Origin of the sequence: Metabacillus malikii (genome assembly GCF_030813355.1) — a bacterium.
GTDB lineage: Bacteria > Bacillota > Bacilli > Bacillales > Bacillaceae > Metabacillus > Metabacillus malikii.
Map to the genome: position 1 here is coordinate 45,383 of NZ_JAUSUD010000015.1, position 14,950 is coordinate 60,332.

The 14,950-nt window shown below is 38.7% G+C and carries 9 protein-coding genes; 7 read left to right on the forward strand and 2 right to left on the reverse strand.

Features of this window, described 5'->3' with window-relative positions:
• Positions 1-106: 106 nt before the first annotated feature.
• The gene (locus tag J2S19_RS14445; protein WP_307343362.1) at positions 107-2,359 is read left to right on the forward strand and encodes an McrB family protein; all 2,253 of its coding nucleotides are present in this window, start codon (positions 107-109) and stop codon (positions 2,357-2,359) included.
• Positions 2,334-3,824 (forward strand): DUF2357 domain-containing protein, encoded by a 1,491-nt coding sequence (locus J2S19_RS14450; protein ID WP_307343364.1) that lies wholly within the window; start codon positions 2,334-2,336, stop codon positions 3,822-3,824. The genes J2S19_RS14445 and J2S19_RS14450 overlap by 26 nt, the downstream gene beginning before the upstream one ends.
• A gap of 63 nt (positions 3,825-3,887) precedes the next feature.
• Here J2S19_RS14450 and arfA read toward each other — a convergent pair whose 3' ends face one another.
• Positions 3,888-5,399, reverse strand: a complete 1,512-nt coding sequence (gene arfA, locus J2S19_RS14455; RefSeq protein ID WP_307343367.1) for an arabinosylfuranosidase ArfA — start codon at positions 5,397-5,399, stop codon at positions 3,888-3,890.
• Between the two features lie 369 nt (positions 5,400-5,768).
• Between arfA and J2S19_RS14460 the strand changes: the two genes are divergently transcribed.
• The 5 genes from J2S19_RS14460 to J2S19_RS14480 all read left to right on the forward strand — a co-directional run bounded on the left by J2S19_RS14460 (position 5,769) and on the right by J2S19_RS14480 (position 14,119).
• Positions 5,769-6,677 carry an ArsR/SmtB family transcription factor gene (locus tag J2S19_RS14460; RefSeq protein ID WP_307343370.1) on the forward strand — a complete coding sequence of 303 codons (909 nt, stop codon included), beginning with the start codon at positions 5,769-5,771 and terminating at the stop codon, positions 6,675-6,677.
• 77 nt (positions 6,678-6,754) lie between these two features.
• Entirely contained in the window at positions 6,755-7,630 is an 876-nt protein-coding gene (locus J2S19_RS14465) for an AraC family transcriptional regulator (protein WP_307343373.1), read from the forward strand.
• Positions 7,631-7,757: 127 nt separating this feature from the next.
• Complete coding sequence (locus J2S19_RS14470; protein ID WP_307343376.1) at positions 7,758-9,056, forward strand: alpha-glucosidase/alpha-galactosidase; 1,299 nt, start codon at positions 7,758-7,760, stop codon at positions 9,054-9,056.
• A 589-nt stretch (positions 9,057-9,645) separates the two neighbouring features.
• Entirely contained in the window at positions 9,646-12,522 is a 2,877-nt protein-coding gene (locus tag J2S19_RS14475) for an LPxTATN C-terminal sorting signal domain (RefSeq protein WP_307343379.1), read from the forward strand.
• A 178-nt stretch (positions 12,523-12,700) separates the two neighbouring features.
• Complete coding sequence (locus tag J2S19_RS14480; protein ID WP_307343380.1) at positions 12,701-14,119, forward strand: OmpA family protein; 1,419 nt, start codon at positions 12,701-12,703, stop codon at positions 14,117-14,119.
• A gap of 67 nt (positions 14,120-14,186) precedes the next feature.
• Here the strand turns inward: J2S19_RS14480 and J2S19_RS14485 are convergent, their stop codons facing one another.
• The gene (locus tag J2S19_RS14485) at positions 14,187-14,717 is read right to left on the reverse strand and encodes a GNAT family N-acetyltransferase (protein WP_307343383.1); all 531 of its coding nucleotides are present in this window, start codon (positions 14,715-14,717) and stop codon (positions 14,187-14,189) included.
• Between the last annotated feature and the right edge of the window lie 233 nt (positions 14,718-14,950).

Genomic DNA, 14,950 nt, shown 5'->3' on the forward strand with positions numbered 1-14,950 from the left:
GTCCCCGCGCTTCCCGTGTTAAAATAGTACTATGATAGGGAAAATTAACTAGTTATGAAAATGAAGCGGAAGAACCGTCCCTCCGCTTCCTGAAGGAGATGTAAAGATGATTGATGCGAGTGGTTTAGTTGGGATCATGGAGATTGAGGATACGACGTTGAGGAATGAGCGGATTTTAGGTGAGGTGCAGCCGCTTGCGAGGAGGATTGTTGATTCGTTTTTAGAGAAATATGGGGAACGTGAACGTTATCTCCTGCAGTTAACGGTACATACACATGAACAAACGATTAGGACGACGATAACAGATTCAAAAAATCCTAAATATGCGGAAAAGAAACAGCATTATGGCGACAAAGGCTTTGTGGAATTAAAGGATGAGAGTCGCTATGATAGTCCGTTGTCGATTTTAAAGCTTGAGTTTCATCTCGCAACACGTGAGATTAGGATGATGATGACCTCGGACTTTTATCCGTTTTGGGTGTTATCAAAGCGTACACAAATTCACGAGCTTGAGAGAATGGTAGAGGAACTCGATGAAACGGTTCAAATATTTACTATAGATGAGAAAAAGAATCTCATTACGCAATCTGAATTCATCGATACGATTTTACGCTACTTAAAGAATAAACGTAGACCTACACTACACTTTGGAACAATTTTACCGTTAGAAGGCATGATCGAGGAAGCAGACATCGTTGATAGACTTTGGAATACCTACGAAATGCTACAACCAGTTCGAAGTGTACTTGGAAAAGAAGCAGATGAGCATAGTCAGTCGATGTTACTCATGAAAGCATTTCAAAAAGATGTCACACCGTTACAAATTGAGTTATTTTCAAAAACGTATGAAGTGAAAATCGATGAAGAAGTGAAAAGGATTAAAACAAATGAGTACAAGCAAATGTTTTATATCTATGACCAAGATCAATTAATTACAGAAGGACATATTGCTTTCTTTACGCGTGACCCACATGAGTCAATCGGAATTATCGTTAACAACAAAGGCTATATTTATCACCGCATTCGGAAACTGGCCAACCGCGAAAACTATGAATGGTACATCAAAAAATCTTTCTATCATCGTGGTAAATATAATGAAAATAATGAAAACCAAATGTACCAGGACCGAACTGTCGAAGAATTAATGAACCATCAATTTACCCTTAATGATGCAAACGCGTTTTACGTCGGGACGTACCAAGGCAGTTCAGAATTTTTTACCGAACCAATAACAAAAATTAAGGAACGGTTAATTACAGCAGCAGCGATTTTTGCCGATGTAAGAGGCTTGCTCACATTCCCGAAAGGCACAAATCAAGTCGTTCGAGAGGAGGAAGATGATGATATCGAGTCAGAAGTAGAAGAATACGCTAGTTCCTTTGATTTTGCGACGATTGTCGACTTGGTTGAACAAAGCGGCTTCACTTTTTCGATTGATATTATTAGAGATTTCTATCTTAATTTAACAAGCTTAGATGATAAGCATTTTGTTATCTTAAGTGGGATATCAGGTACAGGGAAGACACAATTATGTCGTGTTTTTGCGAATGCAGTCTATGGGCTTGATTACAGTGAGGACAACCCGTATTTGAAAATTGTCCCTGTTCGTCCAGATTGGATGGATGCGACATCACTATTCGGTTATTACAGTTCGTTTGAAAAGCGCTATATGAGAACAGAATTTCTCGATATGCTTCTGCAGGCAAATGAGGAAAAAGATAAGCCGCACTTCCTTGTTCTAGATGAAATGAACTTGGCTCGGGTTGAGTATTACTTAAGTGATTACCTCAGTGCAGTTGAATCGAGAAAACCAATTCAACTTCATACGATTGACGATGTAGCTGATATTCCGAAAACAATTGAGATTCCACATAATTTTTATGTGATGGGAACAATTAATGTTGATGAAACGACACATAGTATCTCAGATAAAGTACTCGATCGTTCGTTTGTCATGACGTTATCAGATGTTGACTTTACAAGCTTCTGGGACCAGCTAGATGAAAAGTTCAAAAAGACGGTACAAGCTGAATGGGACTTACTCATTGCGATTCATAGTAGTTTAGTAAGCTATGATTTACACTTTGGGTATCGGACGATGAATGAAATGATTCGCAAGCTGTATAAAAATAGTCTCTTGCCTGAACAGTTACGAATGGACCGCTATGAAGCGTTAGACAGGGTCATTTCAGAAAAAGTCATCCCAAAAATTCGTGGCGATGAACGGATAACTGGACTGTTGGAGGTTTTATCCGCTACATTCTTGCAAAACTTTGGTGAATACTCAACATCGTATAAGCACATGAAACGGATGAGAGAGGAATTAGAACGCTATGGCTCCACACAATTCTGGCGTTAACATTACGGTTTGGGACGAGAGGGATAATAGCTGGGTACCGCTTAACAAAGTCTATTTACAAGAAGCAATGCAATATCGATGGCGAGCACGGACGAATGAGGCATTTCGTCTTACGATGCAATCGATCTCTTTGCCAATGACGAGAACGGATGTTGGCTGGGAGGGTGTCTTTGAAACGCCATTTCAAAGTGGGGGCATTACGTTTGCGATTGTAGGAAAAGACAAGAATCAAATGATTGAAAACTATGTATACACGGATGAGCGAAAATTAACGGAGCAGCAATATAAAGTGCTTTTAGAGGATATTCTAAACGAAGCGGCAATTTGTTTTCAACAGTCAGGTTTGCACACTTCAATATCTGCAAGTGGTTTTACCCGGGAATGCTCAATGTTGCAGTGGATGTACATCGAAACATCGATGCATAAACTCCGCACTATTTTCCGGAACATTGATGCCAAACCTTTAAGGCATTTGTACAAGGATGAGGTGCTTCTAAAAAGGGAACGAGTGAAATACGCAACACCGAGAAGCATTGCTTGGGTGGAGCGCTACGGACAAGGCTTTGGCGGTACTCCAACAAAGCTGCCTAGCCACATCCAAACAACAAAAGTCGAGGAGTCGTTCAACGTTTATGAGCATCGCGTTATTGTTATGCAGCTTAATGAACTTGAGCATTTACTTAAAAACTACCGGACATTGAATGATGAAGAGATTAAGGTGAAAGCAACACGTTATCTTGACTGGATTAGCTTATGGAAAAAGGCACATTTTCTTCAAGGACTCAGCGCACATTCCGGGACATTAAATACGACACAAGTATTCCGTAAGCACCCGGTCTATCGTCTCTGGTACAAATGGTTTCAAGCGCTCTATCAGTTCAAAACCATTACGTTCGACCTTGAGCGAAACATAAGTTTAAAAGATACCTATTTACTTTATGAAATCTGGTGTTATATGCAAATCATCCGTGTGATACGTGAAAATGGTTTACTAATGGATGCAGGGCAGTTATTTATGAAAAAGGATGACTTTTACTTTTTACGATTAGCAGAAAATAAAGAAAGTGTTGTAGAGCTAACGAATGGTGCGAGGTTAATCTACCAGAAAATCATTCAATTCAATACGTGCCCATATTATTCGTATACACAACGGATGATCCCAGACATCGTCATCGACTATCAAAACCATCTGTATGTCATGGACCCTAAGTATCGTGTCCCAGCTAACTTGCCAATGGCTTTAGGGGAAATGCATAAATATCGAGACGGGATTATTCATCGTGACAATGATTTGCCGGTTGTCAAGGAAGTATACATTTTAACACCGACAGAATCACATTCAACGAGCGAGAAAAATTTCTATCATCAGAAGTTTCAGGAGAGATATGGGATGGGGACATTTCGTCTTTCACCTGAAGAGAACAGTCATACGTTTCAACAATGGCTAAAGCGAATTTTCACATGAATGAAGCAGGGGGACGGTTCTTCTGCTTCCATAATGGAAGCAAAAGAACCGTCCCTGCGCTTCCTATTTCCTTTCCCCTAAACGAATTACATTCCAAGAATGTTTCGCTAGGTTTGCAGATACACGACCGTCTTGAACCTTCGCATTTCCGTTAGTATGAGGTTTGACAGCCTCATGCTCCATTGTATTTACTGCTTTTAAATCTTCATTTTCAAGCACAATATGCTCTAAAATTTGATAGCCTTCAAAGCTTCGTACATCGGCATCAAGCTCAAGACCTTCTTCTAAGCTGCGATTTAATGCGAAAATCGTTAGCTCTTCAGTTTCTGGATTGAACACTGTCATTGTATCTAAGTATGGTACATCCGTGTATTCCTTAGAATCATATTTTGGTGAAGAAACAACTGGTTGTAACGCAATGCCACGTCCGTATTTAGACACGTGCAGGTATGGATAGAAGATTGTTTGTCTCCAAGCGCCACCGCAATTTTTCGTCATAATCGGTGCAATCACGTTAACAAGTTGAGCTAGACAAGCCATTTTTACACGGTCCGCACGGCGTAAGAAGGACATTAACATACTTCCAACTAATAGTGCATCCTCAAAATTGTACACATCCTCTAATTGAGGTGGTGCTACTTGCCATGGGTCGAGCTGTTTGTCTGCATCATTAGAGTGGAACCAGACATTCCATTCGTCAAAGCTTAAGTTAATCGTCTTTTTACTGCGTTTTTTCGCTTTAATAAAGTCAGCAGTCGAGATTACTGTTGAGATAAAGTGGTCCATATCAAGTGAGTTTGCTAGATAGCTAGCTGTATCGTTATTTCTGTTGCCATAGTATTGGTGTAATGAGATGTAATCAACCGCATCATACGTATGCTCTAATGTCGTTGCTTCCCATTGTGGGAATGTCGGCATTTGTGTATTTGAACTACCACATGCAACAAGCTCGATAGAAGGGTCAACAAGTCGCATCGCTTTAGCCGTTTCAACCGCAATACGTCCGTATTCCTCAGCTGTTTTGTGACCGATTTGCCATGGTCCGTCCATTTCATTTCCTAAGCACCATGTTTTAATGTTGTGTGGATCCTTATAGCCATGCTTCTTTCTTAAGTCACTCCAGTATGTACCACCAGAATGGTTCGTGTATTCGATTAAGTTTCTCGCAGCGTCAATGCCTCTTGTACCAAGGTTCACAGCCATCATCACGTCAGAGTTAACTTTTTTAGACCAATCAACAAATTCATTCGTACCAAGATGATTCGTTTCAGTTGTTCGCCAAGCTAAATCAAGCCTTCTCGGACGATCTTCACGCGGTCCAACGCCATCTTCCCAATTGTAGGCGGATACAAAGTTACCACCAGGATAACGAATAATTGGAACATCAAGCTCTCTTACAAGATTGATGACATCTTTGCGAAAGCCATCTTCATCAGCTTCTGGGTGGTCAGGCTCATAAATTCCACCATAAACAGCACGACCTAGATGCTCAATAAATGAACCATAGATTCTGTTATCTACTTCAGAAATCGCGAAATCTTTGTCAACAATCATTCTTGCTTTGAGATTTGTCATTGTGTTTCCACCTTTGCAAATTATTTAATCCCATTTTTTAAAAAAGTAATGGGTTTAGTAGCAAAACAGATATCATTTCTTTTACTTTATGTTTTATTAAATCATTTTATGTTTTTATGATAACGAGCTTGTAAGTGCTTGTCAATGAAAAAATAAAGCGCTTACTAAAACTGTTTTGGTAATACTAAATTAAAGGTAGTTTTCTTAGTTCTAGACATCCTCTAAGGTTGATTTTACAAAGGTTATTGCCACTTAAAGGAAGCGTAGAGTGCTTTACATTTTATTGTGAATGTATTATATTCCTTCTCAATAGCAAGCTTCTATTTTATAATTATGTAAAATGTTTTAGATTATGAAAGGGCGTTACTAATGGTACATATAAAAGAGCTTCGGTCCGGGTTAAATATTTTTAAAGCGCTAAGTTCCGAAATTAGACTAGAAATCTTATACTTACTGCGAACAAATGAGAGCATGAATTTAAATGAAATTGCCGATAAATTAAATCTTTCAAATGGTGCTGTGACAATGCATATTAAAAAGCTTGAGGAAAGTGGATTAATTGACATTAGTACCGCTGTAGGTAAACACGGAATCCAGAAAATTTGTTATTTGAATGAAGAGTATCTTACTGTTGAATTAAAAAGTAAACAGCCGGAAAATCTCTATGAATATGAAATTAAGGTCGGTCATTATTCTGATTACAATGTCGAACCGACATGTGGACTTGCTACAAAGGATAGTATTATCGGTGAGTTTGATGATCCGCGTTACTTTGCCGACCCACATCATATTAACGCAGGGGTGATTTGGTTTGCTAAAGGGTATATTGAATACCGTATTCCAAACTATTTAAAGCAAAATCAGGAATTTAGTGAACTTCAATTTATATTGGAACTTAGTTCAGAAGCTCCAAGTTATAATAATAACTGGCCTTCGGATATTTATTTTTACCTCAATAATATTGAATTGGGCTATTGGACATCACCTGGAGATTTTGGCGGGGTAAAGGGTAAAAATAACCCGTTATGGTGGCCGCCGCATTTGAACCAATACGGAATGTTAAAATTAATAAGAGTGACAAAAGAGGGCACGTTTATTGACGGGTTTAAAATATCAGACGTTACGCTTGACGATATAAACTTAACGCAACAATCTGATATCAAATTAAAGCTTGCCGTTTCAAATGACCAAAATAGCGGTGGGCTCACCCTTTATGGAAGCAGCTTCGGAAACTACGAACAAGACATCATCGCAAGAGTCATTTACGATGTGAAATAGGAAGCGCGGGGACGGTTCTTCTGCTTCCATCATGGAAGCAAAAGAACCGTCCCCCTGCTTCCGAGGAGGGCCTGTTTATGAAAATTCATCAAACTTATGGATTTAAATTAAAGGGAGATTATCAAAAACGTGTTGCTGGTATTCATTCGATTGGGAGGGAATGTCGGGCGGACGAGGTATACAGATGGGATGGGTTAGAGCGAAATGAACATGGGAGAATCGTCTTTCAATACACGTTAGACGGACAAGGTGCGATTGAGCTTCACGGACAGACACACACCCTACATAAAGGACAGGCATTTTTAGTGCAATTGCCTAGTGAGCATTGCTACTATTTGCCTGACAACTCAAGCCACTGGGAATTTATTTATATTACTTTATACGGACAAGAAGCGCTCCACTTTTTTCATCAGCTTACCGAGAGCCATGGCCATCTCTTACATCTTGAAACGACTGCCAGGCCAATCAAGCATATCTTTCACATCTTGGAGCGGATTGAAACGACGGGTATCGAGCATGCCTATGAGATATCAGGATATGCCTATACATTTTTAATGGAGTGTATGCAATATTTTGAGCATGACCGAAAAAAGGTTGATAAGCTGCCGCTCGCGATTGCCAAGACGATAACATACATCGAAGAACGATATCATGAAGATTTAGCCTTAGCTGACCTTGTTGAAGTCTCTGGGTTATCAAAATATCACTTCACGAGATTATTTCATAAAACAGTCAATGATACACCAATCAAATTTCTCACAAAAATCCGCATTAATCATTCATTGGAATTACTAAAAAATAAACAGTTAACGATAGAAGAAGTGGCAGAAAAAGTAGGCTATACGAATGCGAATTACTTTAGTAAAGTGTTTAAAAGTTTGCTAGATGTCACACCGAGTGAGTACCGCAACAGTAAATCATTTATGCCTGTAAACCATATTTTTATTGATTAATGAGAGAGCAATATTTTACTTATTTCAAAATTATTTGCGATTGTAAAAGCGGTTTCTCCCCCTTACTATTGTTGGTAAGACAACAATAGTTTCACATTTATGACGAATGTTAAGGGAGGAATTTTTTATGTCTAAAATTACTTTTTTAGGTGCAGGTAGTACTGTATTCGCAAAAAATGTTCTCGGGGATTGTATGACGGTTGACGTCTTACAGGATTTTGAATTTGCTCTGTTTGACATTGATCACGAAAGATTAAAAGATTCAGAGATGATGCTAAATAATTTAAAGCAGAGCCTTAACTCGACTGTAAAAGTAAAAGCCTACCACGACCGGAAGGAAGCATTAAGAGGTGCTAAGTACGTTATTAATGCAATCCAGGTTGGTGGTTATGACCCATGTACGATTACCGATTTTGAAGTACCGAAAAAATATGGCTTACGACAAACGATCGCAGATACGTTAGGGATTGGCGGGCTTTTCCGAAATTTACGAACGATACCTGTCATGCAGGAGTTTGCACGTGATATGAAGGAAGTTTGTCCAGATGCATGGTTTTTAAACTATACAAACCCGATGGCCGTGTTAACGAATGTCATGTTAAAAGAAGGCATTAAAACGGTTGGTTTATGTCATAGTGTTCAAATATGTGCCGACCACTTACTTGAGGCACTGGATATGCCAAAGGATAACATTCAATATAAAATTGCCGGGATTAACCATATGGCCTGGTTACTAGAAATCACACGCAACGGAGAAGATTTGTATCCAGAAATAAAGAAACGAGCGAAAGAGAAGCAAAAGGAAAAACACAATGACATGGTGCGCTTTGAATTAATGGATAAGTTTGATTATTACATTACGGAATCTTCTGAGCATAATGCAGAATACCATCCGTACTTTATTAAGCGAAACTATCCGGAGCTTATTGAGAAATATAATATTCCACTAGATGAGTACCCGCGCCGTTGTGTAAACCAAATTGAAGGCTGGAAGAAAATGCGTGAAGACTTAGTTCACGATAAAAATTTACAGCATGAACGGACACATGAATATGGTTCATACATTATCGAAGCAATGGAGACAAACAAACCATTTAAAATTGGCGGAAATGTATTGAACACAGGTGGTTTAATTAGCAACCTCCCAGAAAATGCAGTTGTCGAGGTGCCTTGCTTAGTCGATGCAAGTGGTGTGACACCAACGTATGTCGGAGCTTTACCAGAACAATGTGCCGCACTTAACCGAACAAATATTAATACACAGTTGTTAACAATCGAAGCAGCCCTAACAAGAAAGAAAAGTAAAATCTATCAAGCAGCAATGCTGGATCCGCATACAGCAGCAGAATTATCAATGGATGATATTATTGCTTTATGTGATGACTTAATTGAAGCGCATGGAGATTGGTTGCCGGAGTATGAGTAAAAAAAGCATGGGGACGGTTCTTCTGCTTCCAAAAGGAAGCAGAAGAACCGTCCCTCTGTTTGCTAACTAATGTCAGAATACCTATAAATCAATGCTGCTAACTACGCTGATAAATGAGATGACCAACTTCTTAATCATTACTTTTTTACCCATTTTGAGACAATTACTGAAAGGGATTGTCTTTTCATTATAGGTTGATTAAGATGTTTATGAACTTCAAACTGCAGAATATTATGACAATTATTAAGGGGTTCAATCAAATAGGAAAGGAGATGTGAAGCGTTAATTAGTAAAGATGTTTGGTCCTGTTAAATATTATTGTTGACCTATGCTGCAGGTACTATCTTTTCGCGGATGAAGCGGTGAGAATTTCCTCCTTAAGGCCTTGCAGCTAGAAAAGTATGTTTTAACCCCCATGTCAAGACAACACCAGCTTATACTACATCGCCAATAAAATCCGTAAAAATCTCTGTTTCCGCTAAATCAACATGAACTTAACTAGGATTGAGCACGAAAATGGTCAATCAAGTATGAGAAATAAACATTTACTAGTCAAATTATCTTTATTTCTAAGAGGGAGGTTGGACGGTTGCGGAAAAAGTTTAATTCAAAATTATTAAGTGTCTTTACTGCGATGCTGCTCATATTTGGATTGCTCAACCCATCGTTTGTATATGGTGCAGAGGTTCCGGAAGCAAACGTAGACGGAGGTGCATCAGAAAAAGCAAATTCTGAGATAGAGGATAATCTTGAGCAGAAAGAAACGGAAGTACAACAGGAATTAGAAGAACAACCAATAATAGATGAAGCAAACGGTAATCAGCAAGAGGATGAAAATGGTGAAGATGCATCTGCTGAAGTTATCGAGAATAAAGTAACTGTAGAAGCTGAATCAGAATCGTCCCAAACGAATGAAGAGGTTAAAACAACTGAAAGTAATCAGGAAGAATCGAATCCGGACCCACAAACATCAAACAAACCTACAACCGAGGTTGAGCCAGAAAAAGTGGAAGAGCAAGAAGTAAATGTAGCTGAGAAGGAAGTTGCAAAGCAAGCAACTAATGATGTTGATTCAGTTAAGAGTGTAACATTAAGTGGAAACTTTTTTTCACCAAATGGCGATGGGAAGCATGATACTGTTGGTTTATCTGTCAATCTAGGTGCACAAACAACATTTGGTGTCTACATTGGAGACTTAACAAAAGATAAAGTAATTGGTCAATTAGTGGATATTAGTACTTATCAAACTGGGGACCATAGCTTTACAATCGATGGATTTTATACTCCATTAGAAGGTGGAGAAAAGCAAAAGCTGCCAGAAAGTATCTACCGTATTATTCTTATTGATGAAACAGGTTCCAAGGTCCTCGGCGCATCAGATGAGCTATTCGTTAAAACAACAGCCACCGATTTTGAAATCAACCCGATTGCGGACCCGGTTAAGCAGCAGGAATATGAAGTAACTGGTAATGTTAACGACCAGTTAGTGGAGTTAAATAAAAAGATGAATGAACTGGGCGGAAGGTTTAAAGTAGATGACCTAATGGATGCAAGTTACACGTTAACAAGACCTAATGGTAATAAAGTAGAAAATGATGTATTTATTACTGAAGATGGGACGTTTACTTTCCGCTTATACTATTTAACAACTGGTGAGCACACGCTAACAGTGCGCATGAATGATGGATTAGGAAATAAAGGTGCAGAAAAAACGATTACTTTTAATGTTGAGTTTGAAGCACCTAAAGCTTCCACGGTTATTACACATGCCGAATTAGAAGGTAACGTATTAAGTAATGAAAACTCTTCTACAAAACTTAATATGGATCTGAAAGAAAAAGTAACAGTTACAGGTGTTATCTTTGATGCCTTAGATCCGAATGGCGGAGATTTTAATAATGGAACAATTGGCTCCTATGTTGAATGGGCGAAATTCCCTTATGGACCTGGCAAAATTGACTTTAATGTTTCCTTAGCTTACCGACCTTGGGTGTGGTTTGGAGACCCATTTTTACCGAGCCTACATGAGAGTATCTACACGATTCAGTTAGGCGCTAGTTCAGATGAGGTAAGTTACGATGATACAGTTGATGTTGGTCCGTTATTTGTAAAAAAATCACCATCGAAAATCGAAGTAAACCAAGTGGACGAAACTATTGAACAATCTACTTACGAGATAACTGGTAAGATTGTTGATAAATTTGTTGAATGGGGACCAAGTGTAAAGCAAATTTATGGTATCAATTACGATGTTAATGATTACCTCTATGTGCCGTATGAATTAACAAGTCATATGGATAATGAAACGACAAATACTGAGCTAGCTAAACTTAATCAGGATGGAACTTTCACAATTCCATTGAAAAATTTACAAACGGGTGACTATACACTAACAATTAACGCACGTGATAAAGGAGCAGGTTCAAATACGGTGGAGCAGGTTCATTTTACAGTAGATAACGATAGTGGTCCATCAGAGCCTGAAGAACCTAAAGAATTTAATGTGATATTAACACCATCAACAACAGAAGCAACAGATGGTTCGGTTTCGATTTCAGTTGCTACCGATAGCGATGCTAATATCGTCGCATTAAAATGGTTAGCAGGAAATAAAACAGTAGAAGAATTTGCAAATGAAGGAAATGAAATTGACCTAAATACAAATGCTTTCTCAGTTGAAAAGAACGGAACCTATACGATATATGCCTTAAATGCTGACGGAGTATCAGCAGTTACTGTTATCACTATTGAAAATATTAACGAACCAAATGACCCGAGCGAACCAGGCGACCCAACTGAGCCAGGTGATCCGAGCGAACCAGGAAATCCAACTGAGCCGGGAGACCCGAGCGAACCAGGCGACCCAACTGAGCCGGGTGATCCGAACGAACCAGGAAATCCAACTGAACCGATCGATCCAAGTGAACCAGGCGACCCAACTGAGCCGGGAGACCCGAGCGAACCAGGCGACCCAACTGAGCCGGGCAATCCAAGTGAACCAGGCGACCCGAACGAACCAGGAAATCCAACTGAACCGGGCAATCCAAGCGACCCAGGCAACCCAACTGAGCCGGGAGATCCGAACGAACCAGGAAATCCAACTGAACCGGTCGATCCAAGTGAACCAGGCGACCCAACTGAGCCGGGAGATCCGAGCGAACCAGGCGATCCAACTGAGCCGGGAGATCCGAGCGAACCAGGCGACCCAACTGAGCCGGGAAATCCGAACGAACCAGGAAATCCAACTGAACCGGGCAAATCAGATTCTGATAAACCAAGCAACGATAATCAACCTAATAAAATAGAGAGAGAAAATAAGCCAGTTACTGTTACGCCAGTTTCAGGGAATATATTACCGGAAACTGCAACCCAATCATTTAACATTTTAGCAATAGGCGCACTTATTATGATGGTTGGATTATCTATAATCTTTGTATATAGGAGAAAACAAAGCGTTACAAAATAATGGATTAAGACTCCCTTTGATAATGAATTGTCAAGGGAGTTTTTGTATGCCCTTTTTTGAGGTGAAGAATTCGTTCCACTGTTTGTGCCATTATTCCTAGTACCATGCGCTTATTCCTTTCGAGTCAAAAATCATTTAACGTAAATAGATACATAGAGACATAGGAGGAAACATAGACATGGAGAGAAAAACAAAATGGCTTATTCTTATCGTCACAGCCATTGTATTTTTGGTTGGATGTGCGAATAATCAGGAAACACAGACAGTTGAAGAAAATAGTCGTGCAGTTGAAAAGGAAACAAGTAAGGAAGACAAAAATGAAGAGGAAACAGATAATAATAAAGCTGATAAAGACGTGACAAACATCGAGTTAAGCGGTGAAGTTGTCAATGAAAACGGGGTAATTACCGTTAAAGGAAAAAGCAACTTATTGGCAGGGACAAGAGTAGAAGTTGATTGGCTTGACCGACCTTTTTCCGTTCGCAATCCAATCTGCCTGTTATGTGAAAAAGATGCAGAAGTCGATAAGAATGGCAATTTTGATTATGAAATACCTACTGAGCTACAAAACTATGGACCGATATATGTAACAATTGATGTCATCCTCGGTGGTTTAGGACAGGCCGACGAGATTGAAGCCGTTTATGGTGAACATGGGGAGAATTTAGAAGGACCGTTTGTATATAAACATGAAATTTTGGAGGAAGAATATCAGAAAATTCATGCTTCCATACTCGTTAATCCTACAGAGGAACAAAAAGTTTATCCAATTGAAACACCGAAACGAGAAGAAACACCTGATGACTATGCTAATACTAATGTCTGGATTGATACAGAATTAACGAATGACCATCATTATTTCTATGTAAAAGGGAAATCAAACTTATTAGAGGGCACAGACTTGGTTGCATCCTATTATTCATCAAAAGATGCCACTCTTGCACAAAACTGGGTAAGTTCAAAAGCAAATGTCGTAAGTGATGGTACTTTTATCTTACAAATCCCATATGACACGATTACCGATAGCGGTTATATTAAAATTACGTCAAAACCTACGAATTCACATATATTGAAAACAAAAATGAAGCAAATCTACGGGGAGCATTTCGAGAAGATGAGTGGTGAGCAGGTTATAGCAAATAAGGAAGACGGGAACGGAAACATGATTGAAGTTATCCTACATCCAAAGCCGCCAATCGTTAAAGCACCGGAAAAAACAAATCTTACAACTGATGGTGAGGAAACAAAAATTCAATTACCTGATGACATATTATTTGACCATGATAAGAGCGAATTAAAACCTGATGCTCAAAAAACGTTGAATGAAGTTATCAAAGCGTTGGAAACCTTAAAATCAGATACAGTCATTCACATAAATGGCCATACCGATAATACAGGTGAAGATCAATATAATAAAACATTATCAGAAAAACGAGCACAAGCAGTGGAAACCTACGTAAGACAAAACGGGAAAGTTAACCATATCAACATATCGACTACAGGTTATGGTGAAACAAAACCGATTGCATTAAATACGACAGAGGAAGGAAAAGCAAAAAATCGTCGTGTTGAGATTGTGATAAATCCGCAAGAATAAAAGAGGGGACGATACTACACTTTATATTGGAAGTGTAGGTATCGTCCCTTGTTATATTAATTCAAAATTAGTCTGATTGAAGCTTAGAGTAGATAGAAAGATCGATGAATTTCCCCTTTGAAAGCTCTGACTGTCTAAGTATTCCTTCAAAAATAAAGTTACCTCTCTCTAAAACCTTAATGGAATTTTTGTTTTCTGGTTCTACCTTTGCCTCAACCCGATTAAAGTTTAAAGTAGTAAAAGCAGTACTAACAAGCGCATTGATCGCCTCAAGTGCATAGCCGTTACCCCAATAAGGTTTAGCTAGGTCATAACCTATTTCAGTTTTCATATTTTCAAAGTCTAGAGTATTAAATCCACAAGTCCCAATTAACTCCTTTGTTTCCTTATGAATCATGGAGAAACGAACTGCCTTTTTTTCTTCAGCTAATTGATTAAGAAGCTGTATCATCTCTAGCACCTGAGCTTCTTTCGTGAAAGGAGAAATATTCATGAATCTTGTTACATCTCTATCAGACCATATCGTAAATAATGCAGGTGCATCATCTATAGAAATTTCCCTTAAATATAACCTATTTGTGTACAATTCTTTAATCAATACCTTTACCTCCTAAAAAAAAATTTCCTACATGGATGAGTTAAAAATATTGATATCTGTGCATCATTCAGTCCCTTCATTACGTTATAATCAAATTATAACGTAATGGGTTAATTTAACATATCAAATATTCAAATTAGCTCTGCCATTACTGTATTGCGTTGGTATAGATAGACCTAATTACAATAAGGATTACTCTGTAAAAGAAGCAACTTGATAAGGTGTTATAATAC